The organism is Glycomyces lechevalierae (assembly GCF_027622945.1).
Lineage (GTDB): Bacteria > Actinomycetota > Actinomycetes > Mycobacteriales > Micromonosporaceae > Glycomyces > Glycomyces rutgersensis.
Map to the genome: position 1 here is coordinate 178,663 of NZ_JAPZVQ010000002.1, position 25,241 is coordinate 203,903.

Consider the following 25,241-nt stretch of genomic DNA (forward strand, 5'->3'; position numbering starts at 1 on the left):
CGGGCGGGCGGGCACTGGACGTTGGGCGGTCTCTCCGGGTCAGCGAGATCGGGCCTGCTTCTAGGGTAATGCACGCGGCCCCGGCGGGGAAGGTTGCGCAAAGCGGACGCATCGTCGATCGACGGCTCGCAGGCTTCGCCGAGAACGGGCCCGCGGCGGCGACTGCGGCCCGGCCGAGGCGCCGCTCCGCGATATGGTGTGACCGGTCGAACAGCCCCGGTCCGTCCCCGGGGCGCGCCTCTCAACGCAAGGAGGTCCGGTGCCCGGTTTCCAGACCGCACTGGCGAACGCGGCCGCCGGCTGCGACGCCGCCGCCGCCCGCCTCGCCCAGGTGGCGCAGCGCCTCGGCGACGCCGCCTTCCAGACCCCTGTGGACCCCGAACTGCTCGCGGCCGAGCGCCAGATCGCCGACGCGGCGGCCGCTTCCGCGCAGCAGCTCCGCGCCGACCCCGGTCTCCTCCACGTCGGCCGGGTGCTCCTGCATGAGGGCCGGGCCGTGCCGCTCGTCGTCCCGTTCGGCGAGCGCGGGCACCTCGCGACCTCGGTCGACGCCCGCGTCGAGGGCGTCGCGAACCTGGTGCGGACCGCGATCCTGCACGCCGTGGGCACGCGCGAACCGGGCGGGCTGCGGGTGGTCGGCATCGACACCGCGACGCTCGGGGCGTCGTTCGCGCCGCTGCGGCCGCTCGCGGACGCGGGCGTGATCGAGGCGGTCGCCACAGACGCGCGCGCCGCCGCCGACGCCGTGGCCCTGGCCGAATCCCAAGTGGCCGAGCACATCGCGGGCCGCCGCAGCGACCGGATGCTGCTCGTCGTCGCCTCCTTGGGCGAGCCGCCGCGCACCTTGGTCGAGCGCATCGACGCGCTCGCGCGCTCGGGCCTGGCGCACGGGGTGACCGTGCTCGGCTGCGGGCTGCCGGACCTGCCGCAGGCCGCCGTCATGCACGCCCTCGAAGGGCGCGTGGAGATCACGAACCCGCCCGCCGCGCCGTTCGGGCGCGGGGAGCGCCTGGCCGCGCCGGTCGACTGGCCCGAGACCCCCGATCCGTCCTTCGTGGCCGGTGAGGCGCTGCGGCTCGCCGAGCGCGCCAAGGCCGCCGCGACCCTCCAGTTCGCTGACCTCATTCCGGCGCAGCCGGAATCGGGCGACCCGGCGAGGGGCTTGGAGGTCCTCATCGGACGCGACGCGGCCGGGGAGGTGCGGCTGCGGTTCGACGACGCGACCCCGCACTGGCTGGTGGGCGGGCGCACCGGCGGCGGCAAGACCGTGTTCCTCCTCGACGTCCTCTACGGGCTCGCTTCGCGGTACGCCCCTTCGGATCTGGCGCTGTTCCTGCTCGACTTCAAGGAAGGCGTCTCGTTCACCGAGTTCATCCCGACCGAGCGGGACCGGAGCTTCATCCCGCACGCGCGCGCCGTCGGCGTCGAGTCCGACCGCGAATACGGTCTCGCCGTACTGAAGACGCTGAACGAGGAGATGACGCGCCGCTCCACGGTGATGAAGCGGTACGGGGTCGCCTCGTTCGCTGGCCTGCGCGAGCACGAGGCGTACCCGCGGATCGTGTGCGTCGCGGACGAGTTCCAGGTGCTCCTCGCCGGGAACGACCGCGTCGCGACCGAAGCCGTTGCACTGCTGGAGAACCTGGCGCGCAAGGGCCGCTCGTACGGCGTGCACCTGGTGCTCGCCTCGCAGACGATCTCGGGCATCGAGGCGCTGTGGGCGAAGAAGGACTCGATCTTCGGGCAGTTCCCGATGCGCATCGCCCTGCCCGGCGCGCGCACCGTCCTGGAGCCGACCAACGATGCGGCGTCGCGGATCTCGCTCGGGCAGGTCGTGGTCAACACCGAGGGCGGCACGGCCGGGGCCGACCGGGTCGCGCGCTTCCCCGACACCGACACGCATGTGATGCACCGGCTGCGCGAACAGCTCGGCGAGGCCCACGCCGGGGTCGGCGCGCCGCGCGTCTTCTACGGCTACCGGCCCGTCCACCTCGCCGAAACCCTTCCGGGGGAACGGAAACCGGGACGCGCCCTGCTCGGCCGCGAGGTCTCGCTGCGCCTCGACGCCGCGGGCGTCGACCTCGACCGCCGCCCCGGCAGGCACCTCGCCGTGCTCGGCTCCGACCCGGTGGGCGGCGAAGCGCTCGAAGCGGCCGTCGAATCCCTGGCGGGCAACGGGTCCCGGATCCTCGCCGTCGACTTCACCGGCAACGCGGACCTGCGAAACGCCCCCGAGCGGATCGCGCCCGACGCGTTCGCGGCGAGCCTCGCCGAGATCCCCGACGGCACCGTGATCGCCGCGTGGGGCCTGGACGCCGCCTCCCTCGATCTCAAAGCGCAGCAAGCGCTCCGGGCGCTCCTGCGCACCGGCCCGGCCAGGGGCGTGCACCTGCTCGGCTGGTGGCGGAACTTCCGCCGCTTCACCGACGACATCGGCGGCAGCGCCGGACGCGAGGACGTCGCCTGCGCGCTCGTCCTCAACCTCCCCGGCGGCGAGATCATGGGCCACTTCGGACAGCAGTTCCAGCACTGGAACCCCCGCGCCGGAAGGGCCCTCCTCGTCGACCGCCACGCCGACACCGGCGCCGGCCGGCTCGTGGTCCCGTTCTCGCGCAGTGACGAGCCCGGCCCCGGGCAGCAGCGCAGCGCCCCGATGGAGGAGAGGACCCGCCAGTGAGCGCCTTCGACGACTACCTCGCCCAGCTCCGCCGCCTCGACGAGGCCCGCCGCACCGCCGACGAGGCCGCCGCCCGCACCGCGACCGCGGCCGAATCCCTCGGCCAGCGCACCGCCCGCCTCGCCGAGCACGCCGCCGCGCAGCGCACGGCCGTCGACGACCTCGCCCGCGCCGCCCGCACCGCCCCTCCGCAACGAGGCGCCGCACCCCCGCTGAGCGGCGACCCGATGGCCGACATCGCCGCTGCCGAAGCCGATCTGCGCACGGCCGCAACGGCACTCGAAGAAGCCCGCTTCCTCGCCCACCGCGCGCCGTGGCTCCCCCGCTGGCGCGCCGACGAGCGCAACGGCCTCATCTACGGCCTCTTCGCGCTCGTCTGCGTCGTCGTGCAGCTCTTCGTCCTCCGCAACCTCCGCGCGGACGACACGCTCTCCGCGATCTTCCTGGCGGCCGTCCTCATCGGCTGCCCCCTCGGCGCCTTCGGCCTGGGCTGGCTCACGATCGGCGTCGTAGCCCGCCCCAAGCTCAGCCGCTCGGCCCGCGACGAGGAGCAGCGCCTCGAACGCAACTACCGCCTCGGCCTCGTCGTCTGCGGCTCGACCCTGATCGTCGCCTGCATGGGCTTCTTCAGTTAGTGGCGTTCGCGGCTTATAGTCGCGAGAGCAGTACCGCACCGGGGCCCGTTCCATCCCCCGAACCCGCCCTGCGGTGCGCGAGCAGAAGGCTGACACCATGTCCGATTCCAGCAACGCGGACCAGTACGGATCCGACATCACCCGGTACGCGCCCGTCGAGAGCCCCGGCGCGGGCGAGCGCATCGCGAACGACATCCCCCTCGCCAAGCCCGTGTACGGGATCGCGCAGGAGATCAGCGACGCCGTCAACGGCGACACGTCCGTCGCCGACGCGGCGGGCGGCATCGCCGCCGACCTCGGCATGCTCGCCATGGGCGGGCTCATGTTCATCAAGGACCCCGTCTACGCGCTCGCGAACGCGGGCCTGACGATGCTGCTGGAACTGGTGACGCCGCTGAACGACCTCCTCGAGATGGTCTCGGGCGACCCGGGCCAGATGCAGGAGCAGCAGGAGGTCTGGGGCCAGGTCCAGGAGGCGCTCGGGGCGCTGAGCGAGGAGGTCGGCTCGGCCGTGGACGCGGGCATCCCGAACTGGCAGGGCTCGGCCGCCGACGCCGCCTACAACCAGCTCTACGGCCTCGCGGCGGCGATCGGCGCGATGGCGCACGAGGCGGGCGGCGTCAAGCAGCTCCTGGCGTGGGCCGAGGTCGTCGCGCAGACCATCTACGACGTGATCAAGTCGATCCTCGCCGAGCTGGTGTCGTGGCTGATCATGCGCGGCCTGATCGCCTTGGCGGCCAGTTCGTTCACGTTCGGCGCGGCGTTCGCGGAGTTCCTGCTGAGCGGCATGGTGAAGGCCATGTCGGCGATCCAGCGGGCCATCGACAAGTTCGCGAAGGCGGGCAGGATCTTCGCGAAGATCGCGCCGCTGCTGCAGAAGTTCTTCCTCCCGGCGGGCAAGCCGCTGTGGAAGGCCGTGCTCATGCGCGGGGTGATCACGGGCGGCATCACGGCCGGCCTGGGTTCGGCCTCCGCCCTGTTCCAGTCGTCGGGCTCGAGCGGGCGGGCGGCCTCGGTCTCGGCGGGCAGCCCGGCGGGGCTCACCGTGGACCTCGACGAGCTCGACGCGCTCGCGTCCGAGCTCGAAGGCCTCGCGGGGAACGGCGAGTCGATCAACTCGGTCGCCTCGGGGGCCGCCTCGGAGGAGATGACCTGGGGCCTGACCGGGCTGTTCTTCGCCTCCTCATACCAGGGCTCGTGCGAGGAGGCGGTCGCCTCGACCGGCCAGCTCGGGCCGTCGTGCGAGGGGCACGCGCAGCTGCTGCGGGACTGCAAGGCGGCGTACTGCTCCAGCGACGAGGTCGCGGCGGCCGAGTTCGAGGCGAAGTACAACGAACTGGCGTAGGTGAGGAGTCCGCATGGAGGTATTGGCCCAGGGCCTCGTAGAGCTGCTGTTCGGCGAGGCCTCGCGGGCCGCTCGGCGGCGGCGGGCCGAGGCGTTCGCGGCCGCGCACGGGCTGCGCTTCCGTGCGGAGGGCCGGCCCGAGGAAGCGGCGGGCCGGTTCGAGGAGCTGGAGATGATCGGCGTGCCGTTCGTGCAGCCGGTGGCCGACACCTGCTGGGGCGATTATCAAGGGCGGCAGGTGATCGCGTTCGAGAACCCGGTGTGGAGCAAGCGGAAGCGCCGCAACCTCCCTTACCGGTTCACGGCCGTGCGCCTGGCCCGGGCGGTGCCGGACCTGCTGGTCGCCGCGGAGGCGCCGGCCTGGTTCAAGCCCGACGTCCCGTGCCTGCCGGTGCCGGGGGCGGAGGCCCTTGCGGCCGATCCGGCCGCGGCCGGATCGGTGCTCCAGCGATTGGACCGGGCGCCGCTCGCGTGGATGGCGCGGGCGAACTGGGTCGTCGGCTGGCATGAGGGCCGTCTGCGGAACCGGGGTGCGGACGACGCGGCGTCGGCGCTGCGGTTCCTCACCGCCGCGGCCGACGCCTGCGAGCGCGTGTAGGTCAGACCCGGACGACCATCTTGCCGGTGTTCCTGCCGCGCATCATGTCGAGGAAGGCGTCGACGGTGCGCTCGACGCCGTCGACGATCGTCTCGTCGTAGGCGATCTTCCCCTGGCCGAACCATTCGGTCATGCGGGCGCCGAACTCCTCGCGGAGGTGCAGGTAGCCGCCGAGCGTGAAGCCTTTGACGGTGAGGCTCTGCTGGATGATCTTGGCGAGGTTGTCCGGGCCGGGGGTCTTCTCGGTGCTGTTGTAGAGGGAGATCGCGCCGCAGACCGCGATGCGGCCGTCGCGGTTCATGACGTCGAGCGCGGCCTCGAGGTGGTCGCCGCCGACGTTGTCGAAGAAGACGTCGACGCCCTCGGGGGCGAACCGAGGAAGCTGCTCCCGGACGGGCGCGTCCTTGTAGTTGAACGCGGCGTCGTAGCCGTACTTCTCGGTGAGGAGCCGGACCTTCTCGGGGCTGCCGGCGGAGCCGATGACGCGGCCCGCGCCGAGGAGCTTGGCGATCTGGCCGACGGCGGTGCCCACGGCACCCGCCGCGCCGGAGACGAAGACGGTGTCGCCGGGCTTCATGCCGGCGATGGAGGTGAGACCGACGTAGCCGGTCATCCCGGTCATGCCGAGGATGCCCAGGTGCAGCGAGAGCGGCACGCCCGGGATCTCGGGGACGGCGGTGAACCCGGCGGCGTCCTCCTGGACGAGGTCGCGCCAACCGTACTGGTGGAGGACGACGGTGCCGACCGGGAGCGCGTCGGCGGCGGACTCGACGACGCGGCCGACGGCGCCGCCGGTCATGGTCTCGCCGAGTGCGAAGGGCGGGATGTAGCTCTTGGCGTCGTTCATGCGGCCGCGCATGTACGGGTCGACCGAGAGGAACGCGTTCGCGACCCGGACCTGACCGGGCGCGAGCTCGCCGTAGCCCACTTTCTCGGTGCGGAAGTCCTCGTGCACGGGCCAGCCCTGCGGGCGGCGGACGAGCTGGATCTGGGTGCTGACGGCCTCGGTCATGGTGATGTGCTCCTGCCAGTTTTGTAATGGTCGTTCCACAAACATATACTGGAACGACCATTCCGCAAAAGAGAGGTTCGTCATGGGCCGCACGCAGACGTTCGACACCGCCGAGGTCGTGCGGTCCGCCCGCGCCGTCTTCTGGAGGCACGGCTACGAGGCCGCCTCCGTGCCTGCGCTCGAAGCCGCCACGGGCCTGCGCCGATCGAGCATCTACCACGCCTTCGGCAGCAAACGCGGCCTCTTCGACGCCGCCGTCGACTCCTACCTCGACGAGATCGTGCGCCCGCGCCTCGCCCCGCTCACCGGCGAACCCGAGCCCAACGCGATCCTCGACTACCTCACCGGACTGCGCGACGCCCTCGAACGGGCCGGGTCCGTGATCGCCGCCAACGGCTGCCTGCTCATCAACGCCGCCGGGGCCGACATCGCCGAGGACGCGGCCGTGCGCGAGACCATCACCGCCTACCGCGCCGAACTCGGCCAGGCGATCGGCAACGGCCTCCGCGCCCACCTCGCCGACCATCCCGATGCCGCGCTCGTGCGGCTCACCGAGACCTGCACCGCCCTCGTCGTCGCGGCCTACGCCCTCGCCCGGGTCGACACCGCCAGCGCCGTGCACAGCATCGACGCCGCACTCGACCTCATCGACCGGTCCTAAGCCTTGCGGCGCTTGAGGAGGTAAGCGAGCCCCGCGACCGGGAGCACCAGCGGCACATACCCGTACCCGGACCCGAAATGCGACCACACCGAAGGCTCGGGGAACCAGTGCGGCACCGCGAAACTCAACGCGCCCACCGCGACCACCCCGGCCAGCTCCACCCCCACCGCCAAGAGCGCGAGCCCGCCCGCGCCGCGGATGATCGCGATCGCGGCCACGAGGTAGATGAGCGCGGCGATCGCGCTGAGCGTGAAGCTCACGGGCGCCTCGCCGAACTTCGTCGCGACCTGGAACAGGGCCCGCGCCCCGGCCGAGACCGCGAAGACCACGTAGACCAGCACGATGAGGCGGCCGAACCCGGCCGCCAGCGCCCGCGGGGCGGCTTCGGTCTCAGACATGGATCTGCAGCTCCCAGATCTGGTGGATCCGCAGCATGAGCGCCGCGACGATCAGCCCCGAGGCCGCCACCGTCCCGATCCCCCACCGGCTCCGGTCGATCGAGCCCCAGAAGCTCGCCGCCACGGGCACCAGGATCGTCGTCACCAGGTACGAGAAGAACAGGGCCTTCCCGCCGCCGGCCTCGCCCGGCACGATCGCGACCGACACCGCGAGCTGCACGAGCAGCAGCAGCTCGAGTACCGCGACGCCCACGAAGTGGCGGCGGGCCACGAGCTGCGAGCGGGCCGTGTCCACGAAGAACCAGGCGCTCATCGCCAGCGCGGCGGCCTGGACGGCGAGGTAGAGCCAATCGATCACGCCTCGACGCTAATACAGGCCCTCGGCGGCGAATCCGAGGCCGTGCCGCGAAGTGGCCGGCGCGTAGTGTGGTCCTGCCCCGGCAGCCCCTCGGCCCCTCCCCCACGGGCCCTGTCGTAGAAGTGGACACGCCCATGCGCGCCTTCAAGTTCAGCGCCGCCGCCCTCGCCCTCGCGATCTGGTTCGGCCTCGCGGCCGCGGTGATCGTCTGGTGCGTCTCGTACCTGTTCTGGGGCGAGTACCGCCAGGTCGCGATCCTCGACGACGGCGCGGGACCCACTTGCGTCGGCACCTGGTGCACCGACGGGTCCTGGATGCGCTCGCCCGCGACCTACCGCACGGACGACGGCACCGAGGACGTCACGGTCCTCGGCGACTACGAGCCCGGCCCCGGCCCGGACGTGCTCGTCGGCCCGCTCCCCGGCCTCGGCCTGCCCTCCCGTTTCGAGGCGGTCTTCCCGCTGATCTTCGCCGTGCCCGCCGCGATCACCGCGACGATCGCGAACGCCGCGTTCTGGGCGAACCGCCGCGACTTCTGATCCGCGGAGATTCGGCGGCGTCCCACCCCGCGACTAGACTTCGCGGCATGGCTGACCTCACGCATGTCGACTCGTCCGGGGCCGCCCGGATGGTCGACGTCTCCGAGAAGGACGTCTCGCACCGTTCGGCGCTGGCGACCGGGCGGCTCGTGACCACCCCCGCAGTGGTCGCGGCGCTGCGCGAGAACTCGCTCGCGAAGGGCGACGCGCTCGCGACCGCCCGCATCGCGGGGATCATGGCCGCGAAGCGCACCCCCGACCTGGTGCCGCTGTGCCACCCGATCGCGATCAGCGGCGTGAAGGTCGACCTCACGGTGACCGACGAGGGCGTGGAGATCAGTGCGCGCGTGAAGACCGCCGACCGCACCGGGGTCGAGATGGAAGCGCTCACTGCCGTGTCCGTGGCGGCGCTGACACTGGTGGACATGGTGAAAGCCGTCGACCCCGCCGCCGTCATCACCGACATCAAGGTGGAGGAGAAGCTCGGCGGGAAGACCGGCACGTGGCAGCGGTGAAGGCCGTCGTGGTCGTCGCCTCGAACCGGGCGGCCGACGGGGTTTACGAGGACACCTCCGGGCCGATCCTCGTCGAAGGACTCGCCGCGCACGGCTTCACCGTGACCGGCCCCGTCGTCGTCCACGACGGCGAAGAGGTCGCGGCGGCCCTGCGCGACGCCGTCGAGTCCGGGGCCGACCTGGTGGTCACCTCCGGCGGCACCGGCCTGACCTCGAAGGACCTGACGCCGGAGATGACCTCGGGCGTCGTCGACTACGAGGTGCCCGGCATCGCCGAGGCTATCCGCGCGGCCGGGCTCGCGAAGACCCCGCACGCGGCGCTCTCGCGCGGCATCGCCGGGGTCGCGGGCCGGACCCTGATCGTGAACCTGGCCGGTTCGCGCGGCGCCGCGAAGGACGGCCTGGCCGTGCTCACCGCGGCGCTCATCGAGCACGCGGTCGCGCAGCTGCACGACGGCGACCACGAACGAGACGACACCGGTGGAGGGAACCCCTGATGACGACCCCGCTCCCCTGGGCCGAGGCCCGCGAGACCGCTTGGGCCGCAGGCTACGCCGCCAAACCGGCCGCGTCCGAGCTGCCGTTCGCCGAGGCGGTCGGGTCGGCGCTGGCCGCGCCGCTCGTGGCCGTCTCCGACCTGCCCGCGTTCCCGACCTCCGCCGTCGACGGCTGGGCCGTCGCCGGCGAGGGCCCGTGGCGCACCGGTGCATCGAACGTCGGCGGCGCCGTCCTGGCCGGCCAGGTCCCGGAGCCCCTGAAGCCCGGCCAGGCCGTCAAGATCGCCACCGGCGCGCAGGTCCCCGAAGGCGCCGAGGGCATCATCCGCCTGGAGCACAGCGACGTCGCCGAAGGCATCGTCGAGGGCCCGGCCGCCCGCGAATGGCGCGAGGCCGGCGAGGAGGCCGTGCACGGCGAGGAGCTGCTCGCGGCCGGCACCCCGATCAGCCCGCCCGTGATCGGCCTCGCGGCCGCCGCCGGGCACGCGACCCTGCCCGCGCACGCCAAGCCCGTCGCCCGCCTCGTCGTCTTCGGCGACGAGCTCCTGACCTCCGGGGTCTCCCGCGAGGGCCGGGTGCGGGACTCCCTGGGGCCCATGGTCCCCCACATGCTCACCGCCGCCGGCGCGGCGGCCGGGCCGAGCATCGGACCGGTCGAGGACACCCTCGAAGCGCACGTCGCGGCCCTCCGCGAGGCGCTGGCCGACGCGGACCTCGTGTGCACCACCGGGGGCACGATGGTCGGCCCCGTCGACCACCTGCACGCCGCGCTCGCCGAGATCGGCGCGGAGTACGTGATCAACACCGTCGCGGTGCGGCCCGGGTTCCCGATGCTGCTGGCGCGCACCGAGGACGGGAAGTTCATCGCCGGGCTGCCGGGCAACCCGCAGTCCGCGGTGATCGCCGTCGTCTCGCTCGTCGCGCCGCTCCTCGCGGGCCTGCGCGGCCTGCCGCTGCCGCCGCTGGGCGCCGCGGTCCTCGCCGAGGACGTGCCCGGGCGCGGCGGCTTCACCCACCTGGCCCTCGTCGACCGGGCCGGGCACCGGCTCGGCCACCACGGCTCCGCGATGCTGCGGGGCCTGGCGAACGCCGCCGGGTTCGCCGTCATCGGCCCCGAAAGCGCTGGGGCCGCAGGCGCCACCGTCGAACTCGCCACCGTCCCTGGAGTGTGACCCCATGATCCGCGCACGCGTGCTGGACGCCCCGCTCGACGTCACCGAGCACGAGGCCGCGGTCGCCGCGGCCGAGGCCGGGGCCGTCGTGTCGTTCTCGGGCGTCGTCCGCAACCACGACCACGGCCGGGGCGTGCTCCGGCTGTCCTACGAGGGCCACCCGTCCGCGGGCGAGCTGCTGCGCACCGTCGCCGAGGAGATCGCGGCGCGGCCCGGCGTGCGCGGCGTGGTCGTCTCGCACCGGGTCGGCGACCTCGCGATCGGCGACCCGGCCCTGGTCGCGGCCGTCGCCGCCGAGCACCGGAAGGAGGCCTTCGACGCCTGCGCCGACCTCGTCGACGAGGTGAAGGCCCGCCTCCCGATCTGGAAGCACCAGTTCTTCGACGACGGAACTGATGAATGGGTGAACTGCCCTTAAGTCGTCAGTCCTCTTTGCTCTTGCGGCCCAGGGTCTTCACGAGCACGACACCGCCCACGACGACCACGAGGAGACCGAGCAGGATCGCGGCGAGCGCCGCGCCCGTGTTCGAGTCCTCCTCGTCGGCCGCGGCCTCGGTGCTCTCGCTGGACTCCGCCGCGGTCGTCGGCGCGTCGGTGGTCTCGGCCCCGGTGGTGGCCTCGGCGGTCGGCTCCGAGCCGGGCGCGTACAGGCCCTCCGGGATCGACTCGACGGTGAACTCGATGGCGTCGTCCACGCGGTGACCGTCCTCGGAGATCACGCGGAACGCCAGCGTGTACTCGCCGGGGGTGGTGTAGAGCATCGGCTGGATGAACGTGTCGCCGTCGTAGCTCGGGTCGACCACGTCGATGACGGCGCCGCTCGGGTCGGTCACCGCGATCTCGGTCGAGGCCTCGTCCAGGATCTCCGAGAACGTGGCCGTGACCTCGGCGGGCGCCTCGGCGAGGGTGGCGCCGTCCTCGGGGTCGGTGCCGGTCAGCGCGGCGTGCGCCGAAGCGGGGGTCGCGAGGCCGAGCGCCAGGAGGCCGCCTCCGGCGGCGGCCAGCGCGAGGCCGGCGGCGCGTCGCAGGGACTGTCGGTGAGAAGCACGGTGAGACATTTCGCCATAGTGCCACGGCGGGCCCGGTTCCCCTGTGCGGGAAAGGTCACATCAATCACCAGGTCACAGGTGCGACGTGACAGAGGGTGATCCTCGATTGCGACAATGGCCCGGTTGGCGGAGATAGTACCGCTGACCCTCGTGTTGACGATCGCGAGAAGTTGTGGTGTGCTTACGTCCATGGTTGAACCGATCCGATGGGGAATCCTGGCGACCGGTGGAATCGCATCGACCTTTGTGGAAGATCTTGCCCTCCTCGACGATTGCCGCGTCACCGCTGTGGCCTCTCGATCGGCGGAGCGCGCCGCCGCGTTCGCCAAGAAGCACGACATCCCCCAGGCCTGGGAGTCCGTCCAGGCCCTTGCGGCAGATGACGAAGTCGACATCGTCTACGTCGCGACCCCGCACTCCCACCACTACCTGCCCACCCTTCAGCTCCTCGAGGCCGGCAAGCACGTCCTGTGCGAGAAGGCCTTCGCGTACAACGCCGCGCAGGCCCGCACGATGTTCGACGTCGCCCGCGAACACCAGCGCTTCCTGATGGAAGCGATGTGGACCCGCTGCAACCCCGCCATCCGCGAGATGCGCCGCGCCATCAAGGAGGGCATGATCGGCGAGGTCGTGTCCGTGCACGGCAACTTCTCCTTCGCCGCCGACATGCCGCCCAGCCACCGGCTCCGCAACCTCGAACTCGCCGGCGGTGCCCTCCTCGACCTCGGCGTCTACCCGATCACCTTGGCCCACTTGGTGCTCGGCAAGCCCGAATCGATCGTCGCCCACAGCGTCATGGACTCCACCGGGGTGGACGCGCAGACCGCGCTGACCCTCCGGTACCCGAACGCGATCGCGCAGCTCTCCTGCTCCTACCGGGGCGGGCCGGGCAACGAGGTCACCATCTCCGGCACCGAGGGCCGCATCGAACTGCGCGAGTACGCCTACCGGCCCAGCGGGTACACGCTGGTGCGGTACGACGAGGCGCCCCGCGAGTTCGAGGCGCCCTACGTCGGCCACGGCTACGTCCACGAGGCGCTCGAGGTGCACCGGGCGCTGCGCCAGGGGCGACTCGAGTCCACGCTCGTGCCGCCCCAGAGCACCATCGAGGTCATGGAGATCATGGACGAGGCGCGCGCCCAGATCGGGCTGCGCTACCCCGGGGAGACCCACCCCAAATAAGGCTTTTCCTCAGGCCCGCAGGCGGATCAGTACTCGATCTCCTTGCGGGCCTGTTCGCGCTTGGCGGCGATGGCGGCGTGCTTCTCGCGCAGCCACGCCACGCGCGCCTCGGCGTTCTCGATCGCGGTCTGCTCGGCCTGCTCGACGACCACGCCGTGCCGCGCCGCCTCCTGGCGGAACACCTGGTCGAGGTTGGGCAGGAGGGCCATCACGGGGCCGGTGAAGAACCCGGTCTCGGCCTCCTTCGTGCGGATCCAGCCCTTGTACTCGATCTCGCAGACCACTTGGCGCCGACCGGCTTCGGGGTCGCGGATGGCGAGGTCGGCGACCATCGCCCAGATCGTGAAGATCGCGGAGGTGGCCTTCTCGGAGACCCAGCCGCGCCCGGGCACGGGCGGCAGCAGGTTCTCGATGCTCTCGGTGAACGTGTCCGTCGAGAGCTTCTGGATGATGCCGTCCAGGGAACGGGTGCGGATCGCCTTCACCTTGTGCCACTTCGCGGTCGCCCCGTCGAAGCCCACGGTCTCGGGCCCGATGTCGATCGTCCCGAAGTTGTCGAGCAGGCCCAGCAGCAGCCCGGTCCCCATGGGCGGCTTGCTCCCCGAGGTGATGAGCTTCGCGAGGCTCCACTGCCACTCCTGCTGCACCGGCGAGGTCGGCAGCGGCAGGCGGCCCAGCAGGTCCTCGAAGTCGCCTTCCTTGAAAGCGGACTTCGCGTCGCTCGCGAAGTTGACCGCGCCGTCGCGCTTCTCTGCGACGAATCCCGTGGTGGCGTCCACTTTGCTCTTCGCGAGCCCGACGGTGGCGTCGCGCTTCTCCCGCGCCGCGTCGACGCCCACGTCGACGACCATCTTGCCCGCGTCCTGCGCGCGCTGCTTCATCTGCTCGAGGCGGTCTTTCATTCCCATGCGAGCAAGATACAGGTCTGGGGCCACCGCCCGGTCACCCAGAGAAGCCGCCGCGCTAGTCGGAGGACCCGCCGGAATCCGAGCCTCCGCCGCCGTCGGCATAGCCGTCGTCGCTCGCCCCGCTCGGTGAGCCGTCCGAGTAGCCCTTCGTCAGTCCGGCGAAGAACCGCCAGGCGTACATGCCGGTCAGTCCGGCGGTCACCCCGACCGCCGCCGCCCACGTGTACCTCGCCGGGGCGCCCGCCTCGGCGTACCGCTTCACCACGTCGACGTCGACCCCGAATGCGTAAGCGGTGCAAGGGACCAGGATCAGGACCACGACCCAGACATGCCACGGGAATCCGTCGCCGGACCCGAACAGGCCCGTATCGGAACCGGCCGCGCGGGCGGCGACGCCCGCGAGCGCCAGCGCGGCGACGGCCGCACCGGAGGCCGAAAGCAGCGCGGCGGGGCGGCCGAGGCGCGTCCGCGCGACGAGGAGCACGGCGAGCCCAGCCAACGCGGTCCCGAAGAGCCCGTTGACGAACAGTCCCGGAACGACCGGGTCGAAGGCCGTGCCCAGCCAGGCGAGCAGCACGCCCTGGGCGACGGCGAAGACCGCGCCCGCGAGGGGATTCACCAGCGGCCGAAAGGAACCGAAGACGATGAGCGCGACGACGAGCACGGCCGCGATGACACCGGCCAGGTTCGAGCCCGCCCCCGGCCAGTCGCCCGTGCCGGCGAACGGCCCGGTCATGCCGATCCAGGCCGCGACCGCCGTGACCAGCGTCAGGCCGACGAGCGCGGTCGAGCAGCCGACCGCGCGGGAGAACGTCAGGGCGTTCGCGCCCTTCACCTCCACGGCACTGGACTGCGACCGAGGCGGATACGCGTCCGCTTGCGCCGCTTGGGCTCTCACCAAGCGATTGAGGAGTGCGTTACCGGATGCCATATCGCCGACCCCTGCCTCGATCCGATGACGAACGGCCAGGCTACGGCAGCGGGCGCGCGTATGGACACGTGCCCTTACACTCGGTTCTCGGATCGGGCGCCGGCCCATCGGCCCGATCCGGACCTCGCCTCGACGATGCCCGCACCCCCCCTGGAGTAGTGCCCGATGACCTGGATCGACGTCGACCCCGAGAAACTGCGAGCGGCAGCGGCGGCGCTGCATCAGAGCGAAGGCGAGATCCAGTCCCTCGCCGACTACGCGAAGGAAGCCGACCCCGAGTGGTGGATGTGGGGCGTGGCGGGACTGGTGATGGCGCCCGCGTACTTCGCGCTCGCCGACTTCTTCCACACCTCGATGACCGACTCGATCGACGCCGTCTCCGGTCTCGCCGACCGGATCGACGAATGCGCCGCGGAGCACTCGGCGAGCGACGTCGAGATCGCCGCGGACCTCGAGAAGATCGGCGCCGAACTCAGAGGAGAAGGCTGATGTCCGACGAGATTCAGGAACCCACCTGGGACGAGGGCGCGCCCCGGCAGAAGCCGACCCTGTTCGGCGACGGCGATGTCGGCGCCAGCGGGGCGGACGCGTGGAGAGCCGCGACCGGGCAGGGCGCCCCGTCCGCGGACTCGTCCAAGAACGCGGGCGGCCTCTACCACCAGGCCGTCGACGGCTACCGCGGCGGCGACGGCAGCACCAAGAACGGCCCGACCACGGGCATGAACGCGTTGAAGAGCGTCGCGTCGCCGGTGCTGCTGGTGCAGAACACGGTCGCGAACGCCACGAAGATCGAGAGCCTCACCGACTGGGACGGCTACGCGAACCTGGCCACCGGCCTCGCCGGCGACATCACCGCCGTCCAAGGCGCCGCCGAGGAGTTCTGGAGCTTCGTCGAAGGCATCACCGACCCGAACTTCGATCCGCTCCAATGGCTGGCCGGCAGCCTCATCGACTTCCTGGTCCAGGTGTTCCAGCCGCTCGAAGACCTCATCGGCATCGTCTCCGGCAACGAGACGCGCATGAGGGACTCGGCGACGATGTGGAACACCGTCGCCAAGGGCGCGCCGCAGGTGTCCGACTACATCGTCGCGGTGAGCGAGGACGGCTTGAGCGACTGGACGGGCCGGGACGGCGACGCGGCGCGGACCCGCGTGGCCGAGGCGGGCCGGACGATCGAAGCGCTCGGCTACATGGCCGTCGGCATGGAAGGCCTCCTGACGTGCATGGGGGACTTGGCCAAAGCACTCCGCCAGGACATCGTCGACCTGCTCGCCAAGGCCGTGTCCTGGGCGATCACCCGCCTGCTCCCGCAGGTCGCCGCCGGCATCGCGACGTTCGGCGCCACGGTCGCGACCGCGATCGCCGACGCCGTCTACAAGGTGGCCGCCCTGCTGATGAAGGCGTTCACGCGCATCCGCCAGGCCACGAACATCTTCGGCAAGGCCGCGCGGGTCATGCAGCAGATCTGGGAGCTCCTCGAGAAGATCAAGCCCGTCCTGGACTTCCTCAAGACCAACAGGAACGCGATCATGACCGGCGCGGGCGCGCTCGAACAGGCGACCGGCTGACCCGGCACGCCCGCGACGACCGGAGTGGACGGACGCCTCGAGTCGCGCTTCCGGCTCGGGGCGGTTCAGCGGGCGAGCGCCGCGTACCGCCGCTGCAGGTCCACGAGCTTGTGCGTGAACAGGTGGTCCTTGCGGCCCTTGGGGTCCGCGCCCTGCACCAGCATCGGCGTCGCGTACACGAACCAGCCGCCGCGCGCGATCCACACCACGCGGCGCATGTTCGCCTCGTCCTTCGCGGCCTCCGCGGTCGCCTGCGCGGCCCCGGGGTCCTTGGCCCACACCGTGACATGCACTGACGTGTCGAGGAAGTCGTTGACCTTCCCCGCGATCGCGCGACCGATGCGGCTCTTGGTGAACCGGCCCTCCTTGATCGCCGGCTTGTCCGCCGCGAAGGACGTCGCCTTGACGAAACCCTCCGGCGCCTCGCACCAGGCGACCTCGTCGGGCACTTCCCCACGGCTGGAACGGTAATCGCAGATCACGTTCGGCATCGGCGCGGCGGCGGGCAGGACCCAGACCCGGTACGGGACGACCTTCCCGTCCTCGTCCGCGTCGCACACGCACACGTTCTCGAACCGCACCCCGCCGCTCTCGCCGCGCACCAGGCTCCGCACCCGCTGCATCGGCAATCCCCACGCGCGCAACCGCTCCAGCAGCGGGCCCCACTGCGGCAGGGCGAACGCCTCGGCGTCGCTCCTCACGTCCGCGTACTCGAGCCCGTTGAGGCGCGCATGCGACTTCCACAGCCGCGCCGCCTCATCGACCTCGTCGATCTTCGTCGCGGGCCGGTCAAGGGTGGCGTCGCAGAAGGCCGTGTCGGTGACGTAGACGAAGTTCTCGAGCTTGTGCCAGCGGCGCTCATCCCCCGCTCCGCCCCAGTCGGTCCCCATGGCGCTTACTTCCGGTAGCGGCGCAGGTCGATGCCAGAGCCGTCCGGGAACGAGATCCGGCGGTACACCCCGGCAGGCTTGGACCGCCTGAGGATCCTGGTCCGCCGCACCCGGTCGACGTCCCCTTCGAACCGGTAGTTCGGTTCGCGCACTTCGATGACCGTGCGGATCGGCACCGGCTCGGGGAACGCGCCCGGATCGCCGTTGCCGCTCAGGAACCGCCCGTGCGTGCGGCCCTCGACCGCGACGAACGCGATCCGCCGGTTCGTGAACACCCACAGGCCGCGGCTCCGCAGCGCCGGCGTCACCAGGCGGCCCATCACGGACTCCCGGCCCTGCCCGCGCAAGACCACGTCAGGGCCTTTGACCTTCCTGCCTTCGCGGCCGCCGCCGCTCGCGCTGCTCAACCCGTCCGCGAGGAACGCGAGCACGATCAGGAGCACCACGGAACCGACGATCCACGCGAGCGTCAGCCACATGGCCTTCGCGATGCGCCGCAGCACCTGGTCGGCCGTCCACGGAGGGTTCGGCACGCCCTCGCACACGGGCGGCTTCCACATCGGGATCCAGTCGACGGTGCGCTCGCCGGGCTCGAGCCACTGGCGTTCGAGCATGCCCGGGGAGTCGAGCTTCAGGTCGAATCGGGGATTTCGGGGCATGGGGCGTCGTTCGGTCTACAAGCCGTGCTCGCGGTCGAACCTGTCGCGCATGTGCTCGGGCAGGGTGCCGCGCACGATGCCCATGACGTCCATGCGGTCGCCCATCAGGGACTGCGCCATCGCCGTCATCTTGACGCCGTACTCGGCCTTGGCCTGCTCGATGAGCATCATGATCGCCGGGGCGAGGGACTGGCGCGCCCGCATCGCGTACTCGTCGATGCCGATCTGGGCGACCTTGCCGTCGGAGTCGAGCTTCACGCGGAGCGTGCCGTCGTCGGAGACGACCTCGATCTCGTTGGCGCCCATCTCTTCGGAGAGCCGGTTGTACCGTTCGATCATCTGCTCGGCGTCGGCCTGCATCTGCTCCAGGCGCCGCAGCATCTCCTGCGGGTCGCGGTTCCTGTCGGTCATCCTCACGCCTCCGTCTCGGGCTCGATGCGGTGGAGACCCCCGCCGAACACGTCGCCGCCGACGGGCATGCCCATGATCCTGGTCATCTCCGCGGACAGGTCGGCCTGCACCTTCTGCTCCGCGGCCTTGATGGTCTGGACGATCACCTCGCCGAGCTCGACACCGCTCAACTCGAACGCACTGAGCCGCAGGTCGAGCTCCTTGATGTCCCCCGCCGCCCCCGCGACCACGCGCACGGTGCCGTCCTCGCTCACGGCCTCGCCCCGCGCTTCAACAGCGAGGCGCTGGATCTCGCCCGCCTTGCGCTGCATGTCCATTGCCGGATCCGCGTCCACGGCGCCTCCCTTCGATTTCGCCGCGATCGCATTTTGCCCGCGGTTCACCTGCATGTTAACCGCCTCCCGCTCGCCCCGGGTACAGCGTGTGCACGCGACGTCGCGGCCCGCGCGGGTTCGTCTCCACACGTGGTCTCGTCGTGGGCCGAGGCGTAGTCCCATTCCTCGGCGACTCACGATCGGTCGCAGCGACTCGCGAGCTCGCGAAGGAAGACCACTTCCGAATGCAGGCCGTGCTTTCCTCGGCGGCGGATCCTGTCCCCGAACGAGACCGCCCAGCCGCCGAGGACCGCCCAGGAGCGGCGGGGCTTGGCGAGGAGTCCGCGTTCGTCGATGAGGTGCCGGGCGAACGCGTGGTCGACCGCGGAGACCCGGAACAGCCGCTCTGCCGTCACGTCCTGCAGATGGACCCTGGATGCGCCTGGGAGCCAACCGCATTCATCTTTCGTGAACACCGGCACCCACTTCCGGACGACCAGGCTCGGCCGAGGACGCCGCAGCGGCACGGCGACGAAGGCGCCGCTCGGATGCTGGCCGGCGAACTCGACGTGGTCCTCGCCGAGCGGGACCTTCACCGTTCGCTCCCAGGCGATGACGTGCCCGTCGCCGATCCGACCGGAGACGACGTTGTTGAGCGGGCCCGAACCGATCTCGCCGAACGTCCGGGCCATATGGGGTGCTTGGACGGCCGCGTCGTAGCGGAGCCCCTGCCGCTCGGCGAAGCGGGCCGTGCGGCGGGCGTGCAGGCGGTTGTCCACACCATCGATGCCGGAACTGACGAGGCCGTCGAACAGCAACTCGACCATGTTGCGCTCCTTCGGAGTTGAATATGACGATGGCCGGGCCCGCAGGCCCGGCCATCATCGCGATCGCTACGCGTACGGGTCGGAGTCTTCGTTCCCGATGCCCCACACGTCGTCGTCCTCGGTGAGCCAGGTGCCGGTCTCCTGCTCGCCTTCGCCTTGACCGCCCATGCCGCGGCCACCGCCGGCGCCGCCCATCATGCCGCCGGCCATGCCGCGCCCACCGGCGCCCATGCCTTTACCCATGCCCTTGGCGCCCGCGCCGCGGCCGCCGCCAGCACCGGCACCCATGCCGCGGCCGCCACCGGCGCCGCCCATCATGCCGCCCATCGCGCCGCCGGCCCCGAGACCGCCGCCGAGGCCGCCACCGGCTCCGCCACCGGCGCCACCGCCGAGGCCGCCGCCCATGCCGCCGCCAGGACCGCCGCCGAGCCCGCCACCGAGACCGCCGCCGCCACCGCCGGAGGCGAGACCACCGGAGATGTCGTCAGGGTCGGGAACCGATGAATCCCAAGGGTTCTCGTCATCGAGACTGCCGTTGTCCGGAAGGCTCGAGTCGGGCGGGGTGTACGTGTCGAGACCGCCGGGGTCGGTAGGAGTCGGAGTCGGGGTGCTCGGAGGATCGAGCGGCGTGGGCGAGCCGGGCGGGGTCATGTCCCCCAGGCCGGGAGGCGTGCCGCCGCCGGGAGGGGCACCGCCGTCGAGGTCGGGGGTGGGGGGAACCTCGCCGTTGTTGAAGGTCGTCTGCTCCGAGTTCTTCGCCCTCGTATCGATCTCGGAGACCTGGACGTTGGTGTTGGTCTTGCGGTCCATGATGTCGCCGTTGACGACCTTGGCCTGGTCCTGGAGCTGCTCCTGGCCGTCGGTGCCGAGGCTGTCCGTGGCGTACTTGGCGTACTCGTCGGCCTGTTCCTGCGCGAACTGGGTCGGCGACTTGCCGGCCACGTCGTACGCGTTCGGGTAGGTCGTGGCGTACTCGAGCGCGTAGTCGTACCGCTCGGTGCGTGCGTTCTCGACCTCGTCGATGATCCCCGGCTCGAACCCGGCCCATTCCATCGCGGTCCGGGTCTCGTCGTCGGCGAAGACCTCGCACTCCGGGAAGTACGGCGGGCGGATGTGGATCTTGTGCGAGCACGCCGCGGCGTCTTCGAGGTGGAACTTCGGCGCGGGGTACACGCACTCGTTGCCGCCCTGCTGGCTGAAGATCTCCTCGGCCTTGTCGTTGAGGACCTTGACCGCGCCGCCGTCCTCGCCCCAGACGTCCTCGAGGATCGTGCGGCAGTTCTTGATGACCTTCTCGACCTGCTCCTCGAAGGCGTCGTAGTCATCGCCTTCCCAGTCCTCCGAGAGCGTGGAGAGGCCGGTCTTGAGGTCCTCGGGCACGTTGTAGAGCTCGGTGTAGAACGTCTGCCATTCTTCAGCGATCTTGTCGATCGCGTACTCGTCTGCCGGAGAGGGGCGCAGCGAAGCGACGAGCGAGGCGACGGACTCGCCATTGGGCAACGCATATGACTGTATGTCACGCGCAGGCCGGATGCTCGAGGTCTGCCCCCTCTTGGGAACCGCCGACATGAGTCGGAGCCATGCCTCCTCGGCCGGTTCGACGACCTTGGCCGTGCACTCTCCAAGGTTGCAGCTCGGCGTCTTCACCAACTCCGAGATACGGGTCTGGATCGCGGAGTCCTGGATGCCGACCTTGGCGTCGCCGTATTCTTCCTTTTCGAATTCATCATCGGCCATGGCTAGAGCCCGCTCTCTTTCTTGGCGAGGAGGTCGGTGAGGGTCTGCGACATGTAGTCGTTGGCGACCCAGGGGATGATTTCCTCATGGGTGAAGGGGAGCGTCGGGTCCGCACCGAACATGACGCCCGGGTCCTCGGTGTAATAGAGGAAGGTGTAGACGACCAGGTCGCCCTTGCGGCCGATGGCGTTGATGTACCAGGACGTCGTGTCTTGGCCTGTGTAGAGGTAGCTCTCGTCCCAGTCGCCTTCGAGTTCACCTTCCTGCACGTTCGTGCGCTCGGTGCCGTCGGTCTCGATCGAGTCCTTGAGCTGGGTGACCCGCGACTGGAAGTTCTCCGTCGCCTCGTCGTCAGAGTTCCAGGGCACGCCGCCGACGGTGATGGTGGCATTGCCGGGGTATTCGCGGCCGGCGTCCTCGTAAGGAGCGAGGTCGGCCATGGCCTCGCAGGTGAACGCCTCACCGTCAAGGCCGGCGCCGATCTTGCTGGTCACCAATCCGCTCGATCCGAGGCCCACTACGCCCATGTAGTCCTGGATCGGCTGGAGGTCGTCGAAGGCCTCGCACCCTTCCCAGTCCTCCATGACCGAGAACGAACTGCCCGCCGTGCTCCCGCCGGTGCTGCCGTCCGCGCCGGCGTCGGTGCTTCCGGAGGGAGGAGTGTCGCCGCCGCCACCGCAACCGGCGAGGAGCAGACCAGCCGCGCCTGCAACGGCGAGGCTCTTGATCAGGGTCAGGTTTCGGGTCACGTTAGTGTTCCTCTCTGTCGGTCGCCCCGTGTACTGGCTGACCACTGTCACAGTTCGTTGTCGAAGTCGGTGGCGCTTGCCTCGTCCGAGTCCTCGTGCGCGGCACCGGAATCGTTGAGCGTGTCGATGATGCCTTCCAGCGATTGCCGGAGCAGCTGCAAGTTCTCCCAGGTCGTGGAGTGGAAGGTCGCGTAGCTCTGCTTGGCCGTCTGCGAACTCTCCAGGTACCCGAAGGCGGGCGCCTTGCCGAGGACTTCACCGTTGCGCAGCTTCGGGATGAGGGTGTTCTCCACGATTTCGAGCTGGTGCTCCACCTTCGTGCGGTAAGCACGCAAGGCTTCCGGGTCGACTTGCTTGGACGCCATCGCATTCCCTGTCTGTGAGTTCAGTACCTGCGGTACGTTCCCCGGACGAACGGTCGGACGCCATCGCGCGAGGTCAGGTACAGCCCAGTCCTGGGACTGTGCGCTGCCATGAGTCCTCCGGGGGATACGCGGGTCTCGAGTGTGAGTTCAGAATTCAGGTTAGCAGGGGCTCGCAACCCGTACAGACCAGAATGATTCGCCTCGACACACCCTCTGACATGGGGAGGAACCGGTCGCAGGCGAGGGCCCGAACGTTCGGTTCCGGTACGGGGGCGGGATTTGCGGACCGAACCTCTTCCGAGCTCGGGAAACGGCGGATCAGAGGGGGTTGACCTGCGCGGTTATAGTCGTCGATGACGACGACAGCCACGCTATCCCGAACCGCCGAGGTGACCGAACATGGGCGAACCCGTAGGCATTACGCCGCAACAGCTCTCCGACGCTGAAGGCGTGCTCCGAGGCCAGATGCCGGCTGCCCAGGCGCTCGCGGAGCAGGCGAACGGCGAAGGTCTCGACATGATGGCCTGGGGCGTCCCCGGGCTGTTCATCTCCCCGGGCTACTACCAGATGGTCGCCGACCTCAAAGAGCTGTTCGAGATGATGGGCACGGGTCTGGAAGGCCATGCCGACCGGCTCAAGGACTGCCGCGAGTCGTGGGAGACCGCGGACATGGAGATGGGCAAGGAGTTCTCGAAGTTCCAGCCCGAAGGCCTCGGCGACAGCATCGCTTGGGGCGGTTCGACGTACACCAATGACGGCGACCGGTACCACGGCCCCGGGTCGGTCGGGATCGTCGACACCGGTGCCTGGAAGCAGTCCCCGGCGAAGGCGGTCACGGGCGGCTACGAGGTCTACGAAAAGATCGTGAAGGTCGTGAAGGCCGACGACGCCGGCGAGGCGGTCAACGCCGTCATGGAACTGTCCGCGCAGGTCGCCAGCTGGGGCTGGGACATGCTCGATGCGGCCATGAACCCGATCTCGTACCTCATCGCCTCCGGCCTGGACTTCCTCATCTCGCTCATCCAGCCGCTCGACGACCTCTTGGGCATGGTGACCGGCAACGGCGAGCGCATGGCCGACGAGATCGACCGCTGGGGAGGGATCAAGGAGGGGCTGCCTCCGATCGGCGACGCGATCAAGGCGGTCCCCGAAGGCGGCCTGAGCGAATGGTCCGGCAAGGACGGCGACGCGGCTCGCGAGAAGATCAAGGACTTCGCGGAGGCGGTCTACCAGCTCGGCGACCAGATCCAGGTGCTGCAGGGTCTGATGCGGCTCTGCGAGCTGATCGCCACCTGCATCCGGAAGACCATTCTGGCGCTCATCGCGGACTGGATCACCAATCGGATCATCGACTGGGCCGTGGCGACCCCGCTCGCCGTGCCCACCGCCGGCGCCTCGACGGCGGCGGCCATGGTGCGGTCCATCATCTCGTCGATCAGGACCGTGCTCACCGCGCTGAACCGGTACGGCACGGTCGTCAAGACGTTCGTCGAGGCGAACCGCGTGCTCGGCAAGGTCGCGCCCGTCCTCTCAGGGGCCGCGAAGCCCCTGGCCGAGGCCGGTTTCAAGTCGGTCGGCATGATCGCGGGCCTGACCAGCACCGGGGGTCCGTCCACGAGCTCGATCGCCGACGGGTTCAACGGCTAGATGTCCGAGAAGGGCGACCGGGTCGCGAAGCACGGGTTCACCTCGCTCGACGACGTGGACCCGAACCCGAAGTCCGCGTACAGGGACCGGGACGGTCGCGGTTACGTCGCCCCCGGTTTCCTCGCGCGCTTCGATCCGGCCGCCGCCGTCACGAAGGGTGATTCGCCGGATCTGGATCCCTCCTTGGGGAAGGCGCTGCTCGACCTGTTCGTCTGTACGGATGAACGGGCCGAAGGCACCGGCGTCGTCCTGCTCGACGGCCGGGCCGTCGCCGCCGGGGACGGGCGATACCAGGCCGAGGTCGAGCCGGGCCGCCACCGGCTCGAAGTCCAGGGCTACGACGCGACGACGACTGAGTTCGAGGCCGTTGCGGGCGAGCGCGTCTGCTTCACCACCGGCCAGGGCGCGGCCGTGCGCCACCACATCGAGTTCCGCACCGAACTGCGCCGCGTCACCGGCCGCGACGGGTTCATGCCGGTCATGTCGGCCAAGGCCGCGAACGCGTCCGGCATCGGCTGCCTGATGAGCATCGCCGCGCTGCCGGTGATCGTCGGCGCGGGGATCGCGATGGCCTTCGTCTCGGGCACGATCGCCGAAGTGGCGCTGTCCGTCGTGCTGCTGCTCGGCCTGGCCGCGCTCGTCGCCGGATTCACCATGGGTGTGAAGACGACGGGCCGTCTCCACAAGCGCGCCAAGGCTACCCGCCTCGAATCCCACCGCGTCGCGACCGGCGGCGCCATCGCCTTCCCCGGCCCGGTCGACGCCCAGGAATGGGTCAAGGAACGCGGCGCGCGCGGCGTGCTGCTGGTCTCCGACCTGTTCCTCTACCGCCTGACGCGCACCTCGGACGGAGCCGAGTACACCGGCTCAGGCGAGCACCTGGCCTTTGCCCACGCGGCGGGTCCGCGCGTATGGATCGACGGCATCGAAGCCCCCGCCGACTGGGCATCATGGCATTACCCGCTCACCCCCGGCGAGCACCGGTTCGCGGTGGAGTACGGCGACAGCGAGGCCCGCCATGAGTTCACCGTCAAGGTCAAGGACGTCCCCGACCTGACGGTGGTCCACGTGCCGGTCCAGGTCTTCAAGCTCTGGGACGCCGACACGGCAGCCCCGGCGGAGCTGCCACCCCGCATCACGCATTCGGTTCAGCGCGAAGCCAAGTCGACGCTCGCCAAACTCAACCGGAACGAGTCCGCGAACGACGTCTGGGTCCCGACCCGCTACTGGACCGCGCGCCCGCCTCAGGCGTAGAGGTCGTCGCCTTCGACCAGGCGGGCTACGTCCGTGGCGATCTGCTGGTCGACGGTGCCGCCGTTGTCGATGGCGGTCTGGAGGCCGGCGATGAGGCCGTGGAGGGTGCCGCGGAGGTATTGGAGGTTGCGCCAGGTGGTGGCGTGGAAGTCGGCGTATTCGGTGGCGGCGTTCTCGGCGGCGCCGGGGGCGGTGCCGAAGGCGGGGGCCTTCTTGAGGTCGCCTTCGCTGAGGGACGGGATGATCTCGTTCTCGAGCTCCTCGAGGAGGTCGGCGAGGAACCGCCGGTAGCGCTCGAGGGCGGCCGGGTCGAATGCGCGCGTGGCCATGCTGGGGTTCCTTC

General features: G+C 70.6%; 30 protein-coding genes. 15 read left to right on the forward strand and 15 right to left on the reverse strand.

The annotated features are described in order from the left end of the window. Positions 1-259 precede the first annotated feature (259 nt). The 4 genes from O2L01_RS04420 to O2L01_RS04435 all read left to right on the forward strand — a co-directional run bounded on the left by O2L01_RS04420 (position 260) and on the right by O2L01_RS04435 (position 5,255). The gene (locus O2L01_RS04420) at positions 260-2,677 is read left to right on the forward strand and encodes an FtsK/SpoIIIE domain-containing protein (RefSeq protein ID WP_270120647.1); all 2,418 of its coding nucleotides are present in this window, start codon (positions 260-262) and stop codon (positions 2,675-2,677) included. Next, positions 2,674-3,312: a hypothetical protein gene (locus O2L01_RS04425; protein WP_270120648.1), complete on the forward strand. Its 639-nt coding sequence runs from the start codon at positions 2,674-2,676 to the stop codon at positions 3,310-3,312. The genes O2L01_RS04420 and O2L01_RS04425 overlap by 4 nt, the downstream gene beginning before the upstream one ends. 97 nt (positions 3,313-3,409) lie before the next feature. After that, positions 3,410-4,657, forward strand: coding sequence for a hypothetical protein (locus O2L01_RS04430; RefSeq protein WP_270120649.1), 1,248 nt, complete (start codon positions 3,410-3,412; stop codon positions 4,655-4,657). 13 nt (positions 4,658-4,670) lie between these two features. After that, positions 4,671-5,255 (forward strand): hypothetical protein, encoded by a 585-nt coding sequence (locus tag O2L01_RS04435; RefSeq protein WP_270120650.1) that lies wholly within the window; start codon positions 4,671-4,673, stop codon positions 5,253-5,255. A 1-nt stretch (position 5,256) separates the two neighbouring features. Here O2L01_RS04435 and O2L01_RS04440 read toward each other — a convergent pair whose 3' ends face one another. Continuing rightward, positions 5,257-6,267 carry an NADP-dependent oxidoreductase gene (locus O2L01_RS04440; protein WP_270120651.1) on the reverse strand — a complete coding sequence of 337 codons (1,011 nt, stop codon included), beginning with the start codon at positions 6,265-6,267 and terminating at the stop codon, positions 5,257-5,259. Between the two features lie 82 nt (positions 6,268-6,349). Here O2L01_RS04440 and O2L01_RS04445 point away from each other — a divergent pair, with 82 nt between their 5' ends. After that, complete coding sequence (locus tag O2L01_RS04445; RefSeq protein WP_270120652.1) at positions 6,350-6,928, forward strand: TetR/AcrR family transcriptional regulator; 579 nt, start codon at positions 6,350-6,352, stop codon at positions 6,926-6,928. Here the strand turns inward: O2L01_RS04445 and O2L01_RS04450 are convergent. Together O2L01_RS04450 and O2L01_RS04455 are read right to left on the reverse strand one after the other, a co-directional pair. Next, positions 6,925-7,326 (reverse strand): hypothetical protein, encoded by a 402-nt coding sequence (locus O2L01_RS04450; RefSeq protein ID WP_270120653.1) that lies wholly within the window; start codon positions 7,324-7,326, stop codon positions 6,925-6,927. The two genes, O2L01_RS04445 and O2L01_RS04450, sit on opposite strands and share 4 nt — an antisense overlap. Further along, positions 7,319-7,684, reverse strand: coding sequence for a hypothetical protein (locus tag O2L01_RS04455; protein ID WP_270120654.1), 366 nt, complete (start codon positions 7,682-7,684; stop codon positions 7,319-7,321). Before O2L01_RS04455 ends, O2L01_RS04450 begins: the two co-directional genes overlap by 8 nt. 134 nt (positions 7,685-7,818) lie before the next feature. Between O2L01_RS04455 and O2L01_RS04460 the strand changes: the two genes are divergently transcribed. The 5 genes from O2L01_RS04460 to O2L01_RS04480 are packed head-to-tail and all read left to right on the forward strand — an operon-like array spanning position 7,819 to position 10,825. Continuing rightward, positions 7,819-8,223, forward strand: coding sequence for a hypothetical protein (locus tag O2L01_RS04460; RefSeq protein WP_270120655.1), 405 nt, complete (start codon positions 7,819-7,821; stop codon positions 8,221-8,223). Positions 8,224-8,270: 47 nt separating this feature from the next. Then, positions 8,271-8,738, forward strand: coding sequence for a cyclic pyranopterin monophosphate synthase MoaC (gene moaC, locus O2L01_RS04465; protein ID WP_270120656.1), 468 nt, complete (start codon positions 8,271-8,273; stop codon positions 8,736-8,738). Beyond that, a complete protein-coding gene (locus O2L01_RS04470) occupies positions 8,726-9,235 on the forward strand; it encodes a MogA/MoaB family molybdenum cofactor biosynthesis protein (protein WP_270120657.1) in 510 nt (169 codons plus the stop codon). Before moaC ends, O2L01_RS04470 begins: the two co-directional genes overlap by 13 nt. Further along, positions 9,235-10,407, forward strand: a complete 1,173-nt coding sequence (locus tag O2L01_RS04475) for a molybdopterin molybdotransferase MoeA (RefSeq protein ID WP_270120658.1) — start codon at positions 9,235-9,237, stop codon at positions 10,405-10,407. The genes O2L01_RS04470 and O2L01_RS04475 overlap by 1 nt, the downstream gene beginning before the upstream one ends. Before the next feature lie 4 nt (positions 10,408-10,411). Then, positions 10,412-10,825, forward strand: coding sequence for a molybdenum cofactor biosynthesis protein MoaE (locus O2L01_RS04480; protein WP_270120659.1), 414 nt, complete (start codon positions 10,412-10,414; stop codon positions 10,823-10,825). A 4-nt stretch (positions 10,826-10,829) separates the two neighbouring features. Here O2L01_RS04480 and O2L01_RS04485 read toward each other — a convergent pair whose 3' ends face one another. Next, on the reverse strand, positions 10,830-11,465 hold the full coding sequence (locus O2L01_RS04485; RefSeq protein ID WP_270120660.1) for a copper resistance CopC family protein: 636 nt from the start codon (positions 11,463-11,465) through the stop codon (positions 10,830-10,832). Between the two features lie 180 nt (positions 11,466-11,645). Here O2L01_RS04485 and O2L01_RS04490 point away from each other — a divergent pair, with 180 nt between their 5' ends. After that, positions 11,646-12,638: a Gfo/Idh/MocA family protein gene (locus tag O2L01_RS04490; RefSeq protein WP_270120661.1), complete on the forward strand. Its 993-nt coding sequence runs from the start codon at positions 11,646-11,648 to the stop codon at positions 12,636-12,638. 26 nt (positions 12,639-12,664) lie between these two features. On the opposite strand, the gene O2L01_RS04495 is transcribed toward O2L01_RS04490, so the two are convergent. After that, entirely contained in the window at positions 12,665-13,546 is an 882-nt protein-coding gene (locus O2L01_RS04495; RefSeq protein ID WP_270120662.1) for a hypothetical protein, read from the reverse strand. A 55-nt stretch (positions 13,547-13,601) separates the two neighbouring features. Next, the gene (locus O2L01_RS04500; RefSeq protein ID WP_270120663.1) at positions 13,602-14,444 is read right to left on the reverse strand and encodes a Bax inhibitor-1/YccA family membrane protein; all 843 of its coding nucleotides are present in this window, start codon (positions 14,442-14,444) and stop codon (positions 13,602-13,604) included. Between the two features lie 198 nt (positions 14,445-14,642). Between O2L01_RS04500 and O2L01_RS04505 the strand changes: the two genes are divergently transcribed. Both O2L01_RS04505 and O2L01_RS04510 read left to right on the forward strand, forming a co-directional pair. After that, the gene (locus tag O2L01_RS04505; protein ID WP_270120664.1) at positions 14,643-14,966 is read left to right on the forward strand and encodes a type VII secretion target; all 324 of its coding nucleotides are present in this window, start codon (positions 14,643-14,645) and stop codon (positions 14,964-14,966) included. Beyond that, on the forward strand, positions 14,966-16,045 hold the full coding sequence (locus O2L01_RS04510) for a hypothetical protein (protein ID WP_270120665.1): 1,080 nt from the start codon (positions 14,966-14,968) through the stop codon (positions 16,043-16,045). Before O2L01_RS04505 ends, O2L01_RS04510 begins: the two co-directional genes overlap by 1 nt. 65 nt (positions 16,046-16,110) lie before the next feature. Here O2L01_RS04510 and O2L01_RS04515 read toward each other — a convergent pair whose 3' ends face one another. The 8 genes from O2L01_RS04515 to O2L01_RS04550 all read right to left on the reverse strand — a co-directional run bounded on the left by O2L01_RS04515 (position 16,111) and on the right by O2L01_RS04550 (position 21,997). After that, a complete protein-coding gene (locus O2L01_RS04515) occupies positions 16,111-16,935 on the reverse strand; it encodes a hypothetical protein (protein ID WP_270120666.1) in 825 nt (274 codons plus the stop codon). Positions 16,936-16,940: 5 nt separating this feature from the next. After that, a complete protein-coding gene (locus O2L01_RS04520; protein ID WP_270120667.1) occupies positions 16,941-17,594 on the reverse strand; it encodes a hypothetical protein in 654 nt (217 codons plus the stop codon). A gap of 15 nt (positions 17,595-17,609) precedes the next feature. Then, positions 17,610-18,005, reverse strand: a complete 396-nt coding sequence (locus tag O2L01_RS04525) for a YbaB/EbfC family nucleoid-associated protein (protein ID WP_270120668.1) — start codon at positions 18,003-18,005, stop codon at positions 17,610-17,612. A 2-nt stretch (positions 18,006-18,007) separates the two neighbouring features. Beyond that, positions 18,008-18,340 carry a YbaB/EbfC family nucleoid-associated protein gene (locus O2L01_RS04530; protein ID WP_270120669.1) on the reverse strand — a complete coding sequence of 111 codons (333 nt, stop codon included), beginning with the start codon at positions 18,338-18,340 and terminating at the stop codon, positions 18,008-18,010. Between the two features lie 173 nt (positions 18,341-18,513). After that, a complete protein-coding gene (locus tag O2L01_RS04535) occupies positions 18,514-19,146 on the reverse strand; it encodes a hypothetical protein (protein WP_270120670.1) in 633 nt (210 codons plus the stop codon). Between the two features lie 66 nt (positions 19,147-19,212). Beyond that, complete coding sequence (locus tag O2L01_RS04540) at positions 19,213-20,646, reverse strand: hypothetical protein (protein ID WP_270120671.1); 1,434 nt, start codon at positions 20,644-20,646, stop codon at positions 19,213-19,215. Between the two features lie 239 nt (positions 20,647-20,885). Then, positions 20,886-21,632, reverse strand: a complete 747-nt coding sequence (locus O2L01_RS04545; RefSeq protein WP_270120672.1) for a hypothetical protein — start codon at positions 21,630-21,632, stop codon at positions 20,886-20,888. A gap of 47 nt (positions 21,633-21,679) precedes the next feature. Continuing rightward, a complete protein-coding gene (locus O2L01_RS04550) occupies positions 21,680-21,997 on the reverse strand; it encodes a hypothetical protein (RefSeq protein ID WP_270120673.1) in 318 nt (105 codons plus the stop codon). Between the two features lie 399 nt (positions 21,998-22,396). On the opposite strand from O2L01_RS04550, the gene O2L01_RS04555 reads away from it, so the two are divergent. Beyond that, the gene (locus O2L01_RS04555) at positions 22,397-23,644 is read left to right on the forward strand and encodes a hypothetical protein (protein WP_270120674.1); all 1,248 of its coding nucleotides are present in this window, start codon (positions 22,397-22,399) and stop codon (positions 23,642-23,644) included. Continuing rightward, on the forward strand, positions 23,645-24,898 hold the full coding sequence (locus tag O2L01_RS04560; protein WP_270120675.1) for a hypothetical protein: 1,254 nt from the start codon (positions 23,645-23,647) through the stop codon (positions 24,896-24,898). On the opposite strand, the gene O2L01_RS04565 is transcribed toward O2L01_RS04560, so the two are convergent. Next, a complete protein-coding gene (locus tag O2L01_RS04565) occupies positions 24,889-25,227 on the reverse strand; it encodes a hypothetical protein (RefSeq protein WP_270120676.1) in 339 nt (112 codons plus the stop codon). The two genes, O2L01_RS04560 and O2L01_RS04565, sit on opposite strands and share 10 nt — an antisense overlap. Positions 25,228-25,241 lie beyond the last annotated feature (14 nt).